The organism is Sphaerobacter thermophilus DSM 20745 (assembly GCF_000024985.1).
GTDB classification, from domain to species: Bacteria; Chloroflexota; Chloroflexia; order Thermomicrobiales; family Thermomicrobiaceae; genus Sphaerobacter; species Sphaerobacter thermophilus.
In genome coordinates this window covers 520,583-540,136 of the sequence record NC_013523.1, presented here as the reverse complement: position 1 = coordinate 540,136, position 19,554 = coordinate 520,583, and the positions used below count along the sequence as shown (strand labels likewise).

Below are 19,554 nucleotides of genomic sequence, written 5' to 3'. Positions count from 1 at the left end.
CCCCTGCCGGCTCGCTCCTACCCGATCAAGATCGGCTCCCGCTGCGGCGGCGTCAAGAACTCGCAGCCATCTGCGGTGACGACCACGTCCTCCTCCAGGTTGACGCGGCCATAACCCGGCACGGTCATGCCGATCTCAAGTGTGTAGACCTGATCCTTCTCCACCCGGTCGTAGGGCCGCTGGCCGTAGCGCTCCCACCGCGGCCCGAGCAGGCAGCCCCCGTCATGGACGGCACGCCCCACTTGGTGCCCCAGGCCGAACTCCCACGGAGGCACGCCCTCCCGGGCGAAGATGTCCCGCGCGACCTGGTCCACTTCCCAGCCCTGCACGCCCGGCTTCAGCGCCTCCGCCGCAGCCTGGATAGCCCCCGAGATGATACCGAACGCTCGCTCGACCTCGGGCGGCGCCGACGTCTCACCCGGCCGCAGGAAGTAGAAGGTGCGTTGCAGGTCCGAGGTGTACTCCTCCTGGCGGACGCCGAAGTCGAGCGACAGCAGGTGCCCCGGCTCGACCGCGATGTCCGTTGGCCCCACGTGGCCGACCGGGGAATCGGGGCCCGCGGTGACGGTCGGGCAGTAGCGCGGGTCCCACGCCGTCGTCAGCCCGCGCGCCGCCACCCGCTCGTGCATGAAGGCAGCGATCTCGCGCTCGCTCAGCCCCGGCCGCAACCACTGCCGCAGCTCCTCCCAGATCTCGACCGTGGTCGCCACGGCAGCCCGAATGCGTCGCTGCTCCTCCGGCGACTTGCGGCTGCGCACGCGGGAGGCGACCGGCTCCCCCGACACCACCCGGCTCCAGTACGGGGTATCGCCCAGAATGTCCTGGAGCACCAGGTACATCCCGTAGGTCAGCCCGTCGGCGATGTTGTTGTCCTTGGAGAAATTCAGGGCGATCCGGTTGGGATCGTACTCGGCGATAGCCTGCCGCAGCGGATCGCTGATCCCCTCGACATAGCCGACCACATCGTCCCAGGCACCGGTCTGCTTGATGTTCTCGACATCGCCCGTGCCGACGATGGCGCGGTGCCGTCCGGTGCGAGAGATTAAGAAGGCGGACTCCCAGGTGACGCTGGTACCGACCACCAGCGGCAGGCTCGGGTCACCGAGCGTGTCACTCTCCCGCGCCACGACGAGCCAGAGGTCGATGTCGAGCTCGTCGAGGATCTCCGTCGCCTGCGCCAGCTTCTCCCGCACCAGATTCGCGCCCATGCGTCCTCCGTCATCCGTCACGCGTCATGCGTCATCCGTCACGCATCACGCCTCACGCAAGACGCAGTACGGAGCAGGACACAGGCATGACGTATGACGGGTGACGCATGACGCATCACACCGCTACCCGCCGATCTGGCTCATCCCCCGGCCGGTGTTGCGGTCGCCCTCGGCCAGGCCGTGGCCCCAGGGCTTGCGCCAGACGCCGAAGCGGATCTGCTCGATGAGGTCCTCCTCGGTGCCGCCGCTGCGCAGGATGTCCCGCACGTCCACCTCGTCGTTCCGCAGCAGGCAGAGGCGCAACTTGCCGTCTGCCGTCAGGCGGATGCGGTTGCAGAACGCGCAGAACGGCTGGCTCACCGGGCTGATGAACCCGATGGTGCCCTTCGCCCCCTGAATACGGTAGATGCGGGCCGGATCGCCGGGCGGCGCTTCCAGTCCCTCCAGCGGGCCGTGCACCTGCTCGATCAGGTCCATGGTCTCGGCGGTCGTCACCAGACCCGAGTCGTGCACGTCCCCCACGCCTTCGAGCGGCATCACCTCGATGAAGCGCATCTGCCAGGGGCGGTCGATCGTGAGCGCGGCCAGGTCGGCCACCTCGTCGTCGTTCTGCCCACGCACGACGACGGCGTTCAACTTGATCGGGGTCAGCCCCGCCGCCTCTGCCGCTTCGATGCCCGCCCACACCTTCTCGATCTTCCCGCCGCGCGTGATGCGGGTGAAGCGGTCCGGCTTGAGGGTATCGATGCTAACGTTGACGCGCCGGAGCCCGGCGGCCTTGAGATCCTCTGCCAACCGCGCCAGGAGCAGCCCGTTCGTGGTCATCGACACATCGTCGATACCCGGCGTGTTCGCGATCTCGCGCACGATGTCGACCACATGCGGGCGGACCGTCGGCTCGCCGCCGGTCAACCGGATCTTGGAGAAGCCGATCTTCGCCGCAGCGCGGACGACGGTGATGATCTCCTCGTCCGTCAGCAGCTCGTCGCGCGGGGCGAACTTGGCCCCGATGGCGGGCATACAGTAGACGCAGCGCAGGTTGCAGCGGTCGGTCAGGGAGATCCGCAGGTAGGTCATCGGCCGACCGTAGGCATCACGGGTCAGACGCTCCCCGAAACGCGGGATCGCCCGCTCGTCAGTGACCGGCGGGGTAACGGTAAGTGGTACGGCCATCAGCATTCCTTCCGCACGACGCGGGCGGGTGACCAACCCGCGGCCGCCGGGGACGGCGGCCGGTCGCCTGCCCTGACGCGATGTTCTAGTTGCATTCTACGATAACAGGGTCGGCACACATTCGCAACGAAATGGTTTCGGATCTCGGCGCCGCCGAGCTGCCGCTCACCGGCGCATCTTGATCACCTTGAACGCCTCGGCCAGCGCGATGCCCTGCGGCTCCCCGACCTCGGCGGCACGCTGCCGTATGCGCTCCTCAAGGTCCTTTGCCTCCCCAACCTGGCTGACGTGAGCCCGGAGCGCGTGGATCTTGGCCTCGAACGTGTCGCTGATATCGATGTAGGTGTCGGGGTACTCGGCGCCGAAGAGCCAGAGTTCCGCGACCTTGTGCGGCTCAAGGCCTTCGTCCAGATGCTCGGGGAAGTAGAGTGGATCGCGTGCCGTGGGATAGACCGAGTCGACCGTCGTGATCCCGACCGCCCGGTGGTCCGGGTGAAGCGCGTAGGGCCGGAACGGGTCGTGAGTGATGACGATGTCCGGCCGGTGCCTCCGGATCTGGCGCACGATCTTCTCACGGAAATTGAGGTCGGGCATCAACTCCCCATCGCCCAGCCGCAGGAACTCAACGTGCTGAACGCCCAGGCGCCGGCACGCCTCGCGTTCCTCCTCTTCCCGCAGCGCGGCCAGCTCCTCAGACGTAATATCCCGGCGTGCGGTCCCTTTGTCGCCCGAGGTGCACTGAACCAGTACCACCTCGCGCCCCTCACGGATGAACTTGGCGACGGTGCCCGCCGAGCTGAACTCCATGTCGTCCGGATGGGCGACAACGACCATGACCCGCTGGTGCTCTTCCGCACTCATACGTGAACCCCACACACCCTTTCGTCATTCGGCTTGCGGCCTGTTGCGCGTGACTATCCGCGCAAGCGCCGCTGCCGTCAAGCCATCCACGCGCGCGACCACCCGCACCTCCCGGCGTTCGTTCTGGGGGACCGCCCACGACGCCGGGCGCCCCAGGCGCGTACAATGGCACGCAGGGAAGGGAGGGATGTCACGCGTGTCACCAATCCCGGGCAAACTAACTCGTCCGCTCCGGGTGCTGATGATCGCCCCTACGTCCTTCTTCGCCGACTACGGCTGCCACGTCCGCATCTACGAGGAGACGCGTGCGCTCCTGGAGCTGGGCCACCAGGTCACCATCTGCACCTACCACAACGGCAACGACGTGCCCGGGCTTGACATCCGCCGCTCGCTCGATGTCCCCTGGCGCAAGCGGATCGTCGTCGGCTCCTCGCGCCACAAGTTGTACCTCGACGCCGTCCTCTCGCTGGAGGTCCTGCGCACGGCCCTGCGCATCCGGCCCGACCTGATCCACGCCCACCTCCACGAGGGTGCCCTCATCGGCGGCGTCCTGGCCCGGCTGATCCGTCGCCCTCTGGTGTTCGACTACCAGGGCAGCCTCACCGAGGAAATGCTCGACCACGGCTTCTTGCGCCGCAACGGGCGCGTCCAGGCCGCTGTCCGCCGGTTGGAACACCTGATCGACCGCCTGCCAGACCATATCATCGCCAGCACCGACAACGCACGCTCCCGCCTCCTCAAACGCGGCTACCCGCCCGAACGCGTGACGACGGTGCTGGATGCGGTCGACACCGACCGCTTTTCTCCCGCGGCCGTCACCGACGCGGAGCGCGCGGAACTCCGCCAGCTCTTCGGCATCCCGGAGTCGGCCCGTGTGATCGTCTACCTCGGCCTGCTCGCCCCCTACCAGGGCGCCGACCTCCTCCTGGAGGCCGCCCAACGGGTGCTAACGCACGAGCCGAACGCGTTCTTCCTGGTCATGGGGTTTCCTGGCAACGAGCGTTATCGCCTCAAGGCGGAGAGTCTCGGGCTCGGGCGTCATATGAGCTTCCCGGGCCGCATTCCCTATGCCGAGGCTCCCCGCTATCTGGCGCTCGGCGAGGTGGCCGTCGCACCGAAGATGTCGCTGACCGAGGGGAACGGCAAGCTCTACAACTACATGGCGATGGGCCTGCCGGTCGTCGCCTTCGACGCTCCCGCCAACCGGGAGATCCTGGGTGACCTAGGGGTCTACGCACCCCTCGGCGACGCGGCCGCCTTCGCCGATCGGATCCTCTGGCTGCTGGAGCGGCCGGAGCAGGCAGTAGCGCGCGGCGTTCGCCTGCGTGAGCGCGCGATCGCGCACCTCTCCTGGCGCACCCGTGTCCACGAGCTGCTCGCCGTGTACGGCAAGATCCTCGGAACGTGTCCCGCACGCGCTCCCCAGGGGCACCCGACGCTGACCGCCAACGGCCGCGTTCCCGAAGCGGCACCGGTCGACGAGGAGACCCCCGCCCGCACTCGATGACGACGAGCGGGGAACCGACCCGGACCGCCTAGCGCCGGGTCAACTCCGCGACGGTCGCACCGACGCGCCGGTAACTCTCACCGAGCAGATCCCACGGGTCGCCTAACCGCGCCGCACAGCGCCAGCGCACTTCCATGATGATCGATGGCAGGGGACGGCGGGCAGCCAGCGCCCCAAGCTGCTCGGCGATGGGCACACGCCCCAGCAGTGGCGGGTAATGCGAGGCGCCGTCATCTCCCAGGTCGTGTACGTGAACATGGACCACCCGGTCGAGGAACTCGGCGCTCGGCACGGGCGTCCAGCCCGGCTCGTGGGCGGCGTTCTCGCAGTCGTGCGCCAGGTCCCAGCAGATACCGACGCGGGGCGAATCCACCGCCTGCACCAGCGCCAGCACGTCAGCGCGCGACCGGGCGGTCGCAGCAGGCCGGTCCGGCTTCATCGCACCCAACTCCAGGCCGACCAGCACCTCGCCCGGCATTCGCTCCGCTGCCTCTGCCAGCCACGCCAGCAACCCAACGGTGGCTCGCCGGTTTTCCTCGTAGCTGCGGGCCGGATCAGCCGCCCCGTGAAGCACGACCACCGCCCGGCCCTGCTCGGCAGCCAGGTCGCGCACCACCCCCAGGATTGGCTCGTACTCGCGCGCCAGCGCCTCCTACTCGTCGAGCCAGCGCTGGGTCGCGAAGCGCGGGTCGAGAGAGACATGCACCTGCACGGCAATCCCGGCATCCCGGTAGCACCGGAGGACACGCTCCCAATCCTGGTCAAGGAGGTGGACACGCGCGGTGCGCTCGTCCGCCGGGCCGTGGTGCAGGACCACCTCCGTAGCAGTCGCGCCCCAGGTGCGCAGTCGCTCCAGGTAGGCCGTCAGCCGCTCCGGCCCGCCCTGGTACCAGCGCGGCGCGCCGCTATTCCCCAGCAGCACCGTCACTGTCGCGCTCCCGCACCCGCAGGCGATCAATCGTGTCGACCGCCTCCCCGACCGGCACGGTGAACTGCTCGCCGCTCGCCATGACCCGCAGGTTCACCGTCCCCGCCGCGATCTCCTCCGGGCCAAGGAAGGCCGCCAGCGGGATCCCCTTGCGGTCGGCGTACTGCATCTGCCGGCGCAGGTCACGCCGCTCGCCCAGGTAGACCTCGGCGTTGATGCCGGCAGCGCGGAGCTGGCTGACGAATCCCAGCGAGGCGCCCAGCTCCTCGTCGCCGAAGATCGTCACCAGCACGTCCGTCACCGTCCGCGGCTGCGGCAGCAGGTTCAGCTCCTGGATGACGTCGATGATGCGCTCCAGGCCGAGCGAGGCGCCGGTGGCCGGGATGTCCTCGCCCAGGAACATGCCGATGAGGTGGTCGTAGCGCCCGGCACCGCCGAGCGAGCCGATGTTCGGTTCCGAAACCATCGCCTCGAAGACCGGACCGGTGTAGTAGTCCAGCCCGCGCGCGAGCGCCAGATCCAGACAGTAATGCTTCGGATCGGCGTTCATCTCGCCCAGGTAGCGGAACAACTCCTCGAGATCGGCGATACCCTCCTGGGCGAGCTGATTCCCCGCGAGGCGGGTCCGCAGCTCAGCCAGGACCACCTCCGGCTCACCCTCCAGCTCGACCAGGTCGAGCACCCGGTCCGCCGCCTCTGGAGAGATGCCGTTCTGCAGCATCTCCTCGCGCACGCCCTCACGGCCGATCTTGCCGAGCTTGTCGATAGCCCGGTGGATCGTCACTGCCTGCGCCTCCGGCACCCCGGCGAACTGGGCCATGCTCTGGAGCAGCTTGCGGTGGTTGATGTGGATCACGAAGTTCGGCATGTGGATGGCCGACAGCGCGTCGATCCAGACCATGATGACCTCGGCGTCGGCCAGCATCGAGGCCGTGCCGACGATGTCGGCGTCGCACTGCCAGAACTGCCGGTAGCGTCCGCGCTGCGGCCGATCGGCGCGGAAGACCGGCTCGATGTGGTAGCGCTTGAACGGGAACGAGAGTTCATGGCGATGGGTGGCGACGAAGCGCGCCAGCGGAACCGTCAGGTCGTAGCGCATCCCGACCTCGCGCCCGCCGCGATCCGTGAAGTGGTAGATCAGCTTCTCGTCCTCGCCGTACTTCCCGGTCAGGACGTCGAGGTACTCCAGCACGGGCGTCTCGATCGGCTCGAAGCCGTACCGCTCGAAGACGCGCCGGAAGGTACTGATGACATGCTGGCGCAGCACCATCTGCTGGGGCAGGATGTCTCGCATCCCCTTGAGGACTTGCGGTGGCCGCACGGGCCGTCCCCCACTCTGCGCCATGGTCTCCATCCTTCCGCGCAACCCCATCATCACGCCGCGAGGATCATACCAAAGGCGCCCGCCCGACCTGTCCCAGGTGCCGGCTCAGGCCGGGAAAAGAAGATCAGGGGCGCAGGCGCTGCCGTGTCTGGCACGGGTGGTGTGAGGATCGCCGCGCCGTGGCACGTGCCCGGGGCTGAAACGCTTGGTGTGAGTTAGCCGGGGCATGCTGTGCCCTCTTGACACAGGAAGGTGCCCACTTCCATACGGGAGATAGCTCGTATCCGTCTCCCACGAAAGGAGCACCCGATGGATGTGGACACCTTCCTGATTACAGTCTATGTCCTGGTCGACACCTTCTGCCAGACCCACCTGCCCCCGGAGCCCCACCGCCCCGGCCCCGCGCCGGCCCTGAGCCGCAGCGAGGTGCTGACCCTGGCCATCTTCGGGCAGTGGATGAAGTTCTCCAGTGAGCAGGACTTCTACCGCTACGCCGAGCGCCACCTGCGCCCCTACTTCCCGACCCTGCCCCACCGCAGCCAATACAACCGGCTGCTGCGGCGGCATCAGGTCGCCCTGGCCCAGTTCGCCCTCTACCTGGCAGACCAACTTGGCCGGGGGCCAGTGGCGGTGGATGTGCTCGATGTGGCGCCGGCTCCGGTGCGCAACGCCAAGCGCCGCGGGCGGGGCTGGCTGGCCGGCGAGGCCAACATCGGCTTCAGCTTGCGCCTGGGCTGGTTTGCCGGCTTCCGCGTGCTGACCGCCGTCAGCCTGGAGGGGGCGATCACCGGCTGGGGCGTGGCCCCGGCCAGCACCAATGAGCGGTCCCTCGCCGAGACCCTGATTGCCTGTCGGGCCCACCCCGATCCCCGCCTGCCCAGTGTCGGCACGCCGGTGGCGACCTATCTGGCGGATAGTGGCTTTGCCGGCGAGGACTACGAGGCGCACCTGGCGGCCACCTACGGGGTGACGCTGGTGGCCACCCCGCAGCGAGGCAGTCGGCGGCGCTGGCCCAAGGCGGTCCGCCGCTGGGCGGCCCGGCATCGCCAGATCGTGGAGACGGTCATCGGGCGGCTGCTGCACACCTTCGGGCTGGAGCGCGAGCGGCCGCACACGCTGGCGGGCTTCCAGGCGCGGCTGGCGGCCCGGGTGGCGCTGCACAATCTCTGCTGCTGGCTAAATCGGCAGCGGGGACGGCCGCTGCTGGCGGTGGCGAACCTGATCACCTGGTAGCCACGGCGCCCTAACTCACACCAAGCGTTGAAGCCGCCGGGCTGACAAGAAAAGCCGGCTGAAGCCGGCTCGGGCATAGCTAGGCTCACACTCCGGGGATACGGTCGTAACCGCGCGGCCCTGGACCCTATTTCCGGATCTCGTACACCATATGGGCGATCTCGGGGATGATGAGCTTGTCCATGGCCAGAGCCACGGCATTGCTCGACCCCGGGGTGAGGAAGAGGAGCGTGTCGCGGTAGACCCCGGCCACGGCGCGGGAGAGCATCGCCGCGGCGCCGATCTCCGCATAGCTCAACATGCGGAACAGCTCGCCGAAGCCGTCCAGCCGTTTCTCCAGGCGCGCCGCTACCGCGTCGTAGGTCGTATCCCGCCGCGCGATGCCGGTGCCGCCGTTGAGGATGATTGCATCGCAGGTTCCCGCCAGTTCGTCGATCAGGGCACCGACCTGGTCCGGCTCGTCGGGCACGATCCGGTAGGCAACCACCTGGTGGCCGGCCTCGGTCAGCCGCTCGCGAATCAGTGCGCCGCTTCGGTCCGTCTCGGGCGTCCGGGTGTCGCTGACGGTGATCACCGCGCAGGTGACCGACTCCGGCGCCTGCGCCCGATGCTCCTGGGTCGATGCGCTCATCGTCCAGCCCTCCTCCAGGCTACCCGGTGTAATAGGCGTCCGGCACGTGGGTGAGCCGCTCCACCGCGCCGCGCGCGTCCAGCGTGATCGCCACCAGATCGACGCGCCACACCCGCTCGCTGTGCTCCGGGTGCGCCGCGACGTACTCCTCGCCCAGCGCCAGGAGCCGCGCCGCCTTCGCCGGGCTGACCGCCTCCTCCGCCGTGCCGAAGCGGTCGCCGCGCCGGGTCTTCACCTCGACCAGCACCAGCACGTCACCGTCGAGGGCAACGAGGTCGATCTCGCCAGCTTCTCCGCGCCACTGCCGGTCGAGGATGCGCCAGCCGCGTGCGGTCAGGACCCGCTCGGCGTGCCGCTCTCCGGCGTCGCCCAGGCGGCGGCGAGTCACGGCCGGGCTCCGGGATCTTGGGCAGCGAGGAGGTCGCGCACCGGGGCGAACGTGCGGCGGTGGTGCGGGGTGGGACCGACGCGAAGCAGCGCGTCGAGGTGCTCCGCTGTGCCGTACCCCGCGTTGCGCTCCCAGCCGTACTCGGGGTGGCGCCGCGCCAGCCGTGCCATGAGTGCGTCGCGGGTGACCTTGGCCAGGATGGAGGCGCAGGCGATCGAGAGGCAGGACGCGTCACCTTTCACCACGGCCATGGTGCGCTCCGGGTCGAGTTCGGGCAATGGTCGCCCGTCGTAGAGCACAAAGTCCCACGCGCCGAGGCGCGCCAGCGCGCGGCGCATGGCGAGCGCACTGGCCTGGCGGATGTTGTATTGATCGATTTCCCGGCGCGAGGCCGCACCCAGCCCGATCCCGAGCGCCACGCGGCGGATCTCCTCCGCCAGCCGCTCGCGCTGTCGGGCTGAGAGCGTCTTAGAGTCGCGCACGCCGGGAATGTCCTCGATCCCCGGAGGGAGGATGCAGGCGGCTGCCACGACTGGCCCGGCCACGCAGCCGCGGCCCACCTCGTCCACGCCGGCGACCAGGCGCAGCCCCCGCGCCCAGAGTTCCGCCTCGATGTGGATGGAGGGCTCGGTGCGACCCGGCGTTGAAAGCACAGGAGCGGCGCTGACGCACCGCTCCTCGCCATACCCGTTGCTCATCACATCCATGCCCGCGGGCTACCGCAGGTAGTTGCCGGCCGGTCGACGTCGCTCCTTGATCCGAGCGGCGCGCCCGGTCCGTCCGCGTAGGTAGTACAGCTTCGCCCGCCGCACCTTACCGTGCCGCAGCACCTCGATCTTGTCGATGCGTGGGCTGTGGATCGGGAACGTGCGCTCGACACCGATGCCGTGGGACGCGATCCGGCGCACCGTGAAGTTCTCGTTGATGCCGCCGCCCCGTCGCCGGATAACGACGCCCTCGAACGGCTGAATGCGCTCGCGGTTACCTTCGACGACCTTGACGTGGACCCGCACCGTGTCACCAGGCCCAAAGTGCGGGACGTCATCCCGCAGGTGTTCCTGCTCGATACTCCTGATTACGTCCACCATCGCTGTGCTACTCCCACACTCCGTCGCGGCCCACCGGTCGCCGTTCATGCCCATGCAAAGAGAAGCCCGTCGCTCGCGGGCCGGGCGCAGTATAGCACCCACGTGCGCTGCCCCGCAACGAAGCCGGCGGGGCAGACAGCGGGGACCAATTCGGTGTATCGTTCACCCTGTTTCGCCCCGCCCCGTACGGACACAGTGGGCGTTAGACCAGTCCCAGCGGGCGAAACAGGGTGAAAGCCCTTCCCGGTGACGGACCAGAACCGGTTGCATCCCGGGATCGAATCAGGTATCGTCTTGGCGAATCGACACCGTTGTTCGCGCTTGGGGTTGAGCGACCTCTTCGCCCCGGTCGGGTCGCGCCGTGGCGCGTTCCACAACCAATCAGGTGGCACGCTCGTTACATGGATACGGAGGACCTCATATGGATGGCTCTGCCGTCGTTCCTGCGGACGAGGCCATATGGGTGAGCCGGGCGAAGGAGGGAGACCAGGCAGCATTCGAGGCAATCTTCCAGCACTACGAGCGGCAGATCTACGGCTTCATCTACCGCATGATGGGCAACGCCGAAGATGCCAGCGATCTGACGCAAGAGTGCTTCATCCGGGCGTACCGGGCGCTGTCGCAGACGTCCGATGACCTGAATATCTCGGCCTGGTTACACCGGATTGCGTCCAATGCCTGCCTCGACGTGCTCCGACGGCGTCAACGCATTCGGTGGCTTCCCTGGGAAGCCCACAAGCACGAGCACCTCCTCCACGGTCGTCCAATGGACGATCCGGAGCGTCAGGCCCTGAGCCAGGAGACGCAAGCCACCGTGCACCAGGTCCTCCAGCAGATGAGCCCACGGAATCGCATGGCGCTCATCCTTCGCGAGTTCGAGGGTATGTCGTGCGAGGACATCGGGCAGGTGATGGGGCTCTCCCGCTCCGCGGTTAAGTCAGTCCTCTTCCGCGCGCGGGAAGAATTTCGCCGGACCTACCGGCGGCTGGAGGAAGCGTCTCGCTCATGAGCCGGCCAGGGTGCAAGTCCATCCGGCCCCTGATATCGGCCTATATGGATGGGGAGTTGATGCCGGACGAGACCCGGAGGCTCCTCGAGCACCTTGCCATCTGCGAAGACTGCACAACCCTCCTCCAAGAGTATCAACTCCTCCGCGAGCAAGTTCGCCACCTACCACCACCACCAACGCCACCTGCTGACATTCAACGACGGGTCTGGGAGGAGACCATCGAACGCGGCGAACCGTCGCGCTTCCAGCGCTGGTTCGGGATCTCCGGGGCCCGCATCGGGCTCTCCGCCGTCGGCGCGGTCGCCGTGCTCCTGATTGCAACCGCCTTCGTCCTCATGCACGGCTACGAACGCGTCCTCCCGCCGGCGGTGACCGGCGCGCCACCCACGACCGTGCAGGAGTGGCCCGTCCAACGACCGATCGAGATCACCTTCAACAAGCCGATGGACCCCGAGTCGGTCGTGGAGCACTTGCGGATTTACCCACCGTCGGAGAAAGAACGGCTGCCGATTAGCTGGCGCGGCAACACCATGATCATCGGCGCCAGCCCGAGCGAGACAGTGCCGCTTCTGGCCAACACCGACTACCGCATCATCATCCTGCCCGGCGCCAAGGACGCCTACGGCGGCTCACTGCGAACCCCATGGGAGTTACGCCTGCGAACCACCACGGTGCTCGCCCAGGAGCCGACACCGACGCCGCCTCCGACCGAGGCGCGGCCGACGTCTCCCACCCAGCCTGCGGCGGTCGTGACTCAGGCTCCGACCGCGACGAATCCGCCGCCGACGGTGCCGCCGACGCAACCCGAACCGACGGCCACGAGTGGCCAGCCGACCGCGCCGGTAGGTGCGGGGCCGACGGTGACTCCCACCCAGCCACAGCCGAATCCGACGGCCACCCAGCCGGCACCCAGCCCGACGCCGACCACTCCGCCCACCGTGGCGCCGACCAGCACGCCGGTGCCCACCCAGCCGCCGGCGGCCTCACCGCCACCGGACGGCTCGCCGTCGCCGGGGACACCGCCGGCCGCGACACCCGTCCCCGTTACGGGCGCGTTCGGCAGCGTCTACTGGGCCTACGAGGACGTTCGTGACCGGCTGGGCGCCCCCACACCGCCGGGCGCCTACAGCGCCGCAGCCGGAGTGCTCGACTTCCAGCGCGGCACGATGTACGCGCGCTTCGACACCCGCACGATCTACGTCCTCCAGAGCAACGGGGTCTGGTTCAGCGCGCCCGACACCTGGACGGCGGACGATCCCGTGTATGGTGGGCCGGCGCCGGAGCCGAACCTCTGGATCCCGACCAAGTCCTTCGGCAAGCTGTGGGCGGAGAACCCCACGATCCAGGAGCAGCTCGGCTACGCCACCACCGAGACCGCCCATGAGCCGATGGACGGGCGTATCCAGGAGTTCGCCAACGGGCTGATGCTCTACAGCGACACGGGCTACGTCTACGTCCTCTACTTCGATCCGGCGACCCCCTATCAGGGTCAGTGGGAGGTCTACCCCGACAGCTCCGGCCGCGGTGATCTCCTGACCCCAACGCCGGAGCCGTCACCGTCCGATGACCCGGCCTCGCCCGAGCCGACAGCCGAACCCACGGATCCAGCGTCTCCCGAGCTCACCACGTCGCCGGACGCGAGTCCGGCGCCGACCGAGAGCGCCGCCCCGGGAACCCCGGCGGCAACCCCTGACGCTACCCCGGATGGCACGCCGGGTCCCTAACCCGCTACGCCCGAAACAGCGCGATTACACCGCTGCCTGGAGCAGCACCGAGAGGGTGTTGTAGGCCGCGTGCGTGATGATGGCCGCCACGGTCCCCATGTACTTGCGCTCCAGTCCCAGCATGACAGACAACGCGAAGACACCCAGCAGGATCAGGCTGAAGTCGTACTGCACGTGGATCGCGGTGAAGACCAGCGAGGTGAAGACGATCCCGTATCGGGGTTGAATCGCGCCGCGGAAAAAGATCTCTTCGCCGATCCCGGCGCTCAAACCCAGGAGGAGCGCCCCCGGAACGTTGGTGACCTCCTGGGTCACGGAGCGCATGCGCTCCTCGATCTCCTGCACGAGTTCCGGCTGAAAGACTTGAGTGAGCGCCCCGGCCACCCCGGCGATGATGAACGCGACCACCACCAGGGCCAGGGCGAGCGCGACCTGACGCAGCGTCGGCATCCAGAGGCCAAGCCGCCGCACGGCCGATCCCAGGTCGCGGGTGATGAATGTCCCAACGACCACGAACGCAAGGAGCACGAAAATCACCGTCTGGACCACGAGTTCGCCGCGCTGCACCGGCCCATAGACCCCGCCGACGTCCGACATCCCCTCGCCGAGCAGCGGGAAGGCGAGCATCGTCGCAGAGAGGAGCGAAAGGCCGACCATGTCCGGCACCGAGTCCGGATCGAAGGGCATCACGCGCGCAAGCACGCGGCGCACAAAGGGTACGAGCGGGAGACCCAGCCCCAACCCGAGTCCCAGGACTGCCAGCCCGCCGACCTGCGTGATGCCCGGTTCCGGCATCTCGTCGCTGAGCAACAGCACGCCGATACCGCCCAGGAGGATCAGCAGGCTGAACCCGCCGAAGACGACGTACAGCAGCACGCGCAGCGCGCGGCTCGTATCAGCGAAGTGCGCCCACGCCGACAGCAGCGCACCGATCCCAACGGTGACAAACGCGAACCCGATGACCGCTCCCATGCAGCGATGCTCCCTCTCGATCGGCCGGGGCGCCCCGGCCTGTCAGGGCAAGAGCCGGGCCCTCGCCGGCATCCATGCTACACTCACCGTGCCAAGAGGCTCGTGGCAACGGAGGAGCATAGGGGATGGCGCAGCGCAAAGGGGGACTCGGCCGGGGTCTCGACGCCCTGATCCAGGCCCAGGCCGGACAAGCGGGCGGCAGCGGCGGGGTTCAGGAGGTTGAGATCGACGCCATCGAGCCGAACCCGTTTCAGCCGCGCACTGACTTCGACCCGGAACAACTCGCCAGCCTCGCCGCCTCCATCCGCGAGCACGGCGTGATCCAACCCTTGCTCCTGGCTCACAACGACGGCCCGGTCCCCTACCGCATCGTAGCGGGCGAGCGACGCTGGCGTGCCGCCCGTCTGGCCGGGTTGCGCACGGTCCCTGCGCTCATCCGCGACTCGACCCCGCGCGAGCTGCTCGAAGTGGCGCTGGTCGAGAACGTGCAGCGGGCCGACCTGACCGTCATCGAGGAGGCCACCGCCTACCGGCAGTTGATCGAGGAGTTCGGCCTGACCCAGGCGGAGGTAGCGGCGCGCGTCGGCAAGAGCCGCGTGGCGATCACGAACGCCCTCCGTATCCTGGACGCACCCGAGGAGGTCCGTGCCGCGGTGGCCGTTGGTCAGATCACCGAGGGCCACGCGCGGGCCCTCCTGGGCTTGCCGCTGGCCGTCGAGCAGGTGGCCGCACTCCAGATCGTCATTGCCCGCGATCTGAGCGTGCGCCAGACCGAGCAGTTGGTGCGGGAGTGGCGCGAAGGCCGGCGCCGGACCACGCGCGAGCCGGCTCCCCCACCCCCGTCCCTGCAGCGGCTGGAGGACCAGTTCCGGCGCGCGCTGGGGACGAAAGTGGAGCTGCGCAAGGGTCGCTCCGGCGGCCGCATCGTGATCCATTTCTTCACCGAGGAAGAACTCGACGGTATCTACCGGCGCATCGTCGGCGACAACGAAGACGAACTGTAGCAGCCAGGAGCGCCGACACCCACCGGGCTCTCGTCGTTTCCCGTGCGAGGCGAGGACGGAAGCCGGCACGATGTCGGCGCTCCGGATGCGCTACCGCTCCAGACGCTCGCGCAGGGTTGGGACAAGCTCCGCAATCGGCACCCGCACCTGCTCCATGCTGTCGCGGTCGCGAATCGTGACCGAGTCGTCCTCCAGCGTGTCGTAGTCGATCGTCACGCAGAAGGGCGTCCCGATCTCATCCTGTCGCCGGTAGCGCCGCCCGATGCTCTGCGTCTCGTCGTAGTCGGTCGGGAACTCCGGGCGCAGCAGATCCCACACCTCATTCGCCTTGGCCACCAGCTCCGGCTTCTTCATCAGCGGGAGCACCGCGGCCTTGTAGGGCGCCATGCGCGGGTGGAACCGGAGCACGACGCGCCGGTACGGCTTGCCGGCAACGTCGACGGCGTCCTCCTCGTGGTAGGCGTCCACCATGAGGGCCAGCATCAGCCGCTCGACGCCCATCGTCGGCTCGACCACGTGTGGCAGGAAGCGCTCCCCCGTCGCCTGGTCGAAGTAGGTCAGGTCGACCCCGCTGTACTCCTGATGGCGCCGCAGATCGAAGTCGGTCCGGTAGGCAAGGCCGCACAACTCTTTCCAACCGAACGGGAACTCATATTCGAAGTCCACCGTCCGCTTCGAGTAGTGCGAGAGCTCGTCCGGCCCGTGCTCCCGCTGGCGCAGGCGTGCCTCGCCCAGCCCGATGAAGCGGAAGAACGCCTGCATCGCGTCAAGCCACTCCTCGAAGACCGGCTCCCAGCCCTCGGGGCGGATGAAGTACTCGATCTCCATCTGCTCGAACTCGAGCAGTCGGAAGATGAAGTTCCCGGGCGTGATCTCGTTGCGGAAAGCCTTGCCGATCTGGGCGATCCCGAAGGGGATCTTCACCCGGCTCGACTGCAGCACGTTCCGGTAATCGAGGAAGATCGCCTGCGCCGTCTCCGGGCGGAGGAATGCCTGCGTGCCGCTGGCCTCGACCGGACCGAGGAAGGTGCGGAACATGAGGTTGAACTGGCGCACCTCCGTCCAGTCCCGCTGGCCGCAGACCGGGCAGGCGAGATTGGACTCCTTGATGACGCGGGTCATCTCCTCAATGGTGGCGCCATCGACATTCCGCCCCAGTCGCTCCTCGATCAAGTTGTCGGCACGGTAGCGCGTCTGGCAGTTGCGGCAATCGACCAGCGGGTCGTTGAACTCGTCGACGTGGCCCGACGCCTCCCACGCACGCGGGTGGAGCAGGATCGAGCCGTCCAACCCCACGATGTCGCGCCGGAGCTGGACGAAGAAGTGCCACCAGGCGTTCTTGATGTTCCGGCGCAACTCCACGCCGAGCGGTCCGTAGTCCCAGGTATTGGCCAGCCCGCCGTAAATCTCGCTCCCCTGGAACACGAAGCCACGCCGCTTGGCCAGGGCCACGATCGTGTCCATCGCCACCGGCGTCGATGGCGTCTCCTCCGCGTGCATCTCGCTGAGCCCTTCCGCATCGTCGCCGCGCATCATCGGCTCTCAATGACGAAAACCCCCCGTCGGGACGACGAGGGGACCCCGTGAGCTACCGAAACGACCGGAGCGAGTGGCAGCGTCGCCCCTGGGATGCCTCACTCCGACCCGTCGTTATCGTAGCACGCCGCGACGGTCGAGACGAGGGCATGCCCGTTGGCGCGCCCCACCTGTGCGGCAACCTGCTGATAGACCTGGGTGGTGGAGATGCTGACGTGGCCCAACACCTGCTGGACCTCGCGGAGTGCGCGGCCACGGGTGAGTGCGTGTGCGGCGAAGGTGTGCCGCAGGGTGTGCGGCGTGATGTCCCCCAACTCGGCGGCCTCGGCGTACGACTTGAGGATGAGCCAGAAGCCCTGGCGGGTCAGCCGGCTGCCCCGGTGGTTGAGGAAGAGCGCCTGCTCGGCTGGCGACTGGCGCAGGAAGGGGCGACCGAGCTGCAAATACTCATCGAGCGCGGCGATCGCGCTGCTGCTCAGGGGCACCCACCTCTGGCGCTCGGGCTTGTTGCCGCAGCGGACGCGCCCGGCCTCCAGGTCGAGATCGTCGACGTTCAGGGCCGTCAGCTCGCTGACCCGCATCCCGCTGGCATAGAGCGTTTCCAGCATCGCCTTGTCACGGAGCGCCTCCGGCGTGCGCTCCCGCGCCGGCTGGGCCAGCAGCGCCTCGACCTGCTCCGGCGTGATCGCCCGCGGGATGAACTTGTCCACCTTGGGCGACGGCAATTCCGCCGCCGGATCGTGCCGAAGCTCCCCGCACTCCACCAGATAGTGACAGAACGACTTGACCGCCGCCACCTTGCGCGCCACCGTCGCATTGGCGTAGCCGCGCTCGCGCAGGTAGAGCACGTAGTTGGTCAGGATGGTCCCCGTGAGTTCGGCCCAGGACTGCAGCACATGTTGCTCGCAGAGGAAATGGCAGAACTGGCTGAGGTCGTTCCGATAGGCCGATACGGTGTTAGGCGAGAACCCCCGATCTCGCCCCAGCGCGGCGAGGAACCGCTCGATCCGTTCCTCCACCACCATCCTCCTAGACGTGTCTGCGCGTCCGGTTGCCGGAGCAGGAGTAGTCATCTCGGTCGCGCTTGCGTGCATGCCGGAACGCGGAACGCTGGAATTCGTGTCGCATCGGCGACCCCGCGCCACACCGGCTAGCCCGTGGTCCTGTCACCAATGACAGAAGGACACCACCGGGAGTGTAGAGCACGCAGCATGCATCGGCAATGGGCACCGCCGCGCAAGCAGCCCTTGACGGGATTAACGAAGAACCCCGTGTACGGTCGCACCCTATCGCCGGACCCGACCTCGTCGAGCCGATCTGATCGCCGGGGTGAGAGTGGAACGAATCAACGCTGAGGAACCCACGGCCGGCCCATTCTAACACGTGCCCACGCCTCCCCCGCCAGTCTCCCACCTCGGTACCAGTTCTCGTTGACGGGAGTAGGTACTGACCGGTACGATTGGGGGACGATCACGGCCGCTTCCGCGGTTCATCTGGGAAGCACTGCTCACGCGGGCTTCTGAGGTACATCAAGTGAATGCACTTTACATCATCCCGATCCTGGCAATCTTGATCCTCGTCCACGAGATCGGGCACTTCGTCACAGCGCGACTTGTCGGCATCAAGGTCGAAGAGTTCGGGATCGGGCTCCCGCCGCGCCTGTTCGGTATCCGGCGCAACGGCATCATCTACTCGATCAACCTGATCCCGCTCGGCGGCTTCGTGCGCGTCCTTGGTGAGGACGGTAAGTCGTTCGATCCCGGGAGCATGCAGGCGAAGTCGCGACTCCAGCGGACCCTGTTCATCTCCGCCGGGTCGCTGATGAACTTCTTGCTCGCCTTCGTGCTGATGACCGCCCTGGTCGGCATCCAGGGCGAGGCACGGATGAACGTCTACGTCTCCGAGGTGCAGCCGGACTCCCCGGCGCAGGCGGCCGGGTGGCAGTCGGGCGACCGCTTCCTCACCGTCGCCGGCAAGGAGGTCACCTCGGTCGACCAGGTCGTGGCGATCACCGAGGAGCACGCCGGCCAGCCGATGCCGGTGACACTCCTGCGTAACGGCCAGACAGTGGAGACCGAGGTCGTCCCGCGCGAGAATCCCCCGCCCGGCTCCGGGCGGACCGGCATCCTGATTACCAGTGCCGCCGCGGCGCGGATGGAAGTTGACAGCGTCGATCCGGGCAGCCCGGCCGAGCAGGCGGGCATCCAACCCGGCGACATTGTGGTCCAGGTCGGTGGCCAGCCGATCCAGGACGGCTCTGCCTACCTGCTGGCACTCCGCAACGCCGCCGGGACGACTGTCCCGGTGGTGGTCGAGCGCGATGGCGCCCCGGTAGAGCTGACCCTGTCGGTGCCGGCGATCACCCCGGCGCAGTCGGAGGTACACATCGGCCTCGCCGTCCGCCAGGACGTCGTCTACCACCCGCTGCCCTGGTGGCAGATCGTGCCCCGGGGCATCAGCGAAACGTGGAACGTCGTCGTCCAGATGTTCCACGGCCTGGTGCAGCTCCTGCGCGGGACGGTGCCCTTCAGCGGCATCACCGGCCCCATCGGCATGGGCCAGTTGACCTCAGAGGTGCTGGCCGTCAGCAGCGCGCCGACGTGGGTCACGCTCACCAATCTCATGGTGCTCCTGTCGCTGAATCTCGCCATCCTGAACCTGCTGCCGCTGCCGGCACTGGACGGCGGGCGACTGCTCTTCGTGGCGATCGAGTTCATCCGCGGCAAGCGCGTCTCCCCCGAGAAGGAGGGAGTCGTCCACTTCGTCGGCCTGGTCCTGCTGCTGGCGTTCATGTTCGTCGTCGCCTTCATCGACATCGAGCGCCTGGTCAGCGGCCAGTCGTTCTTGCGGTAGCGCCCGTGCCCCGCTGGACAGCAGGTCATCACATGACGCACACTCAGGGTGACACGCCAGCCGGGCCGCGCCGGGCGTGGGGTTGCCCCGGCGCCGAGGTGCGCGGCCGCACGAG

General features: G+C 68.1%; 19 protein-coding genes. 6 read left to right on the top strand and 13 right to left on the bottom strand.

Annotated features, from left to right (window positions below):
• Positions 1–17: 17 nt before the first annotated feature.
• From STHE_RS02370 to STHE_RS02360, 3 genes are all read right to left on the bottom strand, one after another.
• Positions 18–1,208: a M24 family metallopeptidase gene (locus tag STHE_RS02370; protein ID WP_012870967.1), complete on the bottom strand. Its 1,191-nt coding sequence runs from the start codon at positions 1,206–1,208 to the stop codon at positions 18–20.
• 123 nt (positions 1,209–1,331) lie between these two features.
• Entirely contained in the window at positions 1,332–2,381 is a 1,050-nt protein-coding gene (moaA, locus tag STHE_RS02365) for a GTP 3',8-cyclase MoaA (RefSeq protein WP_012870966.1), read from the bottom strand.
• 165 nt (positions 2,382–2,546) lie between these two features.
• Positions 2,547–3,242, bottom strand: coding sequence for a PIG-L deacetylase family protein (locus STHE_RS02360; protein ID WP_012870965.1), 696 nt, complete (start codon positions 3,240–3,242; stop codon positions 2,547–2,549).
• 187 nt (positions 3,243–3,429) lie between these two features.
• On the opposite strand from STHE_RS02360, the gene STHE_RS02355 reads away from it, so the two are divergent.
• Entirely contained in the window at positions 3,430–4,749 is a 1,320-nt protein-coding gene (locus STHE_RS02355; protein WP_041398731.1) for a glycosyltransferase family 4 protein, read from the top strand.
• A gap of 28 nt (positions 4,750–4,777) precedes the next feature.
• On the opposite strand, the gene STHE_RS02350 is transcribed toward STHE_RS02355, so the two are convergent.
• The 3 genes from STHE_RS02350 to hisS are packed head-to-tail and all read right to left on the bottom strand — an operon-like array spanning position 4,778 to position 7,022.
• Positions 4,778–5,365, bottom strand: coding sequence for a sugar phosphate isomerase/epimerase family protein (locus STHE_RS02350; protein WP_012870963.1), 588 nt, complete (start codon positions 5,363–5,365; stop codon positions 4,778–4,780).
• 36 nt (positions 5,366–5,401) lie between these two features.
• Positions 5,402–5,677 (bottom strand): hypothetical protein, encoded by a 276-nt coding sequence (locus STHE_RS02345; protein WP_012870962.1) that lies wholly within the window; start codon positions 5,675–5,677, stop codon positions 5,402–5,404.
• Positions 5,655–7,022, bottom strand: coding sequence for a histidine--tRNA ligase (hisS, locus tag STHE_RS02340; RefSeq protein WP_012870961.1), 1,368 nt, complete (start codon positions 7,020–7,022; stop codon positions 5,655–5,657). Before hisS ends, STHE_RS02345 begins: the two co-directional genes overlap by 23 nt.
• 288 nt (positions 7,023–7,310) lie before the next feature.
• Between hisS and STHE_RS02335 the strand changes: the two genes are divergently transcribed.
• A complete protein-coding gene (locus STHE_RS02335; protein ID WP_012870960.1) occupies positions 7,311–8,234 on the top strand; it encodes an IS982 family transposase in 924 nt (307 codons plus the stop codon).
• Positions 8,235–8,361: 127 nt separating this feature from the next.
• On the opposite strand, the gene STHE_RS02330 is transcribed toward STHE_RS02335, so the two are convergent.
• Genes STHE_RS02330 through rplS form a run of 4 tightly spaced genes read right to left on the bottom strand, consistent with a single transcriptional unit; the run spans position 8,362 to position 10,341 of the window.
• On the bottom strand, positions 8,362–8,865 hold the full coding sequence (locus STHE_RS02330) for a MogA/MoaB family molybdenum cofactor biosynthesis protein (RefSeq protein WP_012870959.1): 504 nt from the start codon (positions 8,863–8,865) through the stop codon (positions 8,362–8,364).
• A gap of 19 nt (positions 8,866–8,884) precedes the next feature.
• Positions 8,885–9,253 carry a YraN family protein gene (locus tag STHE_RS02325; RefSeq protein WP_012870958.1) on the bottom strand — a complete coding sequence of 123 codons (369 nt, stop codon included), beginning with the start codon at positions 9,251–9,253 and terminating at the stop codon, positions 8,885–8,887.
• Positions 9,250–9,951, bottom strand: a complete 702-nt coding sequence (locus STHE_RS02320) for a ribonuclease HII (protein ID WP_012870957.1) — start codon at positions 9,949–9,951, stop codon at positions 9,250–9,252. Before STHE_RS02320 ends, STHE_RS02325 begins: the two co-directional genes overlap by 4 nt.
• A gap of 18 nt (positions 9,952–9,969) precedes the next feature.
• Positions 9,970–10,341, bottom strand: coding sequence for a 50S ribosomal protein L19 (gene rplS / locus STHE_RS02315; protein ID WP_012870956.1), 372 nt, complete (start codon positions 10,339–10,341; stop codon positions 9,970–9,972).
• Positions 10,342–10,804: 463 nt separating this feature from the next.
• Between rplS and STHE_RS02310 the strand changes: the two genes are divergently transcribed.
• Positions 10,805–11,350 (top strand): RNA polymerase sigma factor, encoded by a 546-nt coding sequence (locus tag STHE_RS02310; protein WP_245534872.1) that lies wholly within the window; start codon positions 10,805–10,807, stop codon positions 11,348–11,350.
• Complete coding sequence (locus tag STHE_RS02305; protein ID WP_012870954.1) at positions 11,347–13,074, top strand: zf-HC2 domain-containing protein; 1,728 nt, start codon at positions 11,347–11,349, stop codon at positions 13,072–13,074. Before STHE_RS02310 ends, STHE_RS02305 begins: the two co-directional genes overlap by 4 nt.
• Before the next feature lie 24 nt (positions 13,075–13,098).
• Here STHE_RS02305 and STHE_RS02300 read toward each other — a convergent pair whose 3' ends face one another.
• Complete coding sequence (locus tag STHE_RS02300; RefSeq protein ID WP_012870953.1) at positions 13,099–14,046, bottom strand: CPBP family intramembrane glutamic endopeptidase; 948 nt, start codon at positions 14,044–14,046, stop codon at positions 13,099–13,101.
• A gap of 125 nt (positions 14,047–14,171) precedes the next feature.
• Between STHE_RS02300 and STHE_RS02295 the strand changes: the two genes are divergently transcribed.
• Positions 14,172–15,050, top strand: coding sequence for a ParB/RepB/Spo0J family partition protein (locus STHE_RS02295; RefSeq protein WP_012870952.1), 879 nt, complete (start codon positions 14,172–14,174; stop codon positions 15,048–15,050).
• A 90-nt stretch (positions 15,051–15,140) separates the two neighbouring features.
• Here the strand turns inward: STHE_RS02295 and STHE_RS02290 are convergent, their stop codons facing one another.
• Both STHE_RS02290 and STHE_RS02285 read right to left on the bottom strand, forming a co-directional pair.
• Positions 15,141–16,550 carry a glycine--tRNA ligase gene (locus tag STHE_RS02290; RefSeq protein WP_012870951.1) on the bottom strand — a complete coding sequence of 470 codons (1,410 nt, stop codon included), beginning with the start codon at positions 16,548–16,550 and terminating at the stop codon, positions 15,141–15,143.
• Positions 16,551–16,684: 134 nt separating this feature from the next.
• A complete protein-coding gene (locus STHE_RS02285; RefSeq protein WP_245534870.1) occupies positions 16,685–17,611 on the bottom strand; it encodes a tyrosine recombinase in 927 nt (308 codons plus the stop codon).
• Between the two features lie 508 nt (positions 17,612–18,119).
• Between STHE_RS02285 and rseP the strand changes: the two genes are divergently transcribed.
• The gene (gene rseP, locus STHE_RS02280) at positions 18,120–19,439 is read left to right on the top strand and encodes an RIP metalloprotease RseP (protein ID WP_012870949.1); all 1,320 of its coding nucleotides are present in this window, start codon (positions 18,120–18,122) and stop codon (positions 19,437–19,439) included.
• Positions 19,440–19,554: the final 115 nt, after the last annotated feature.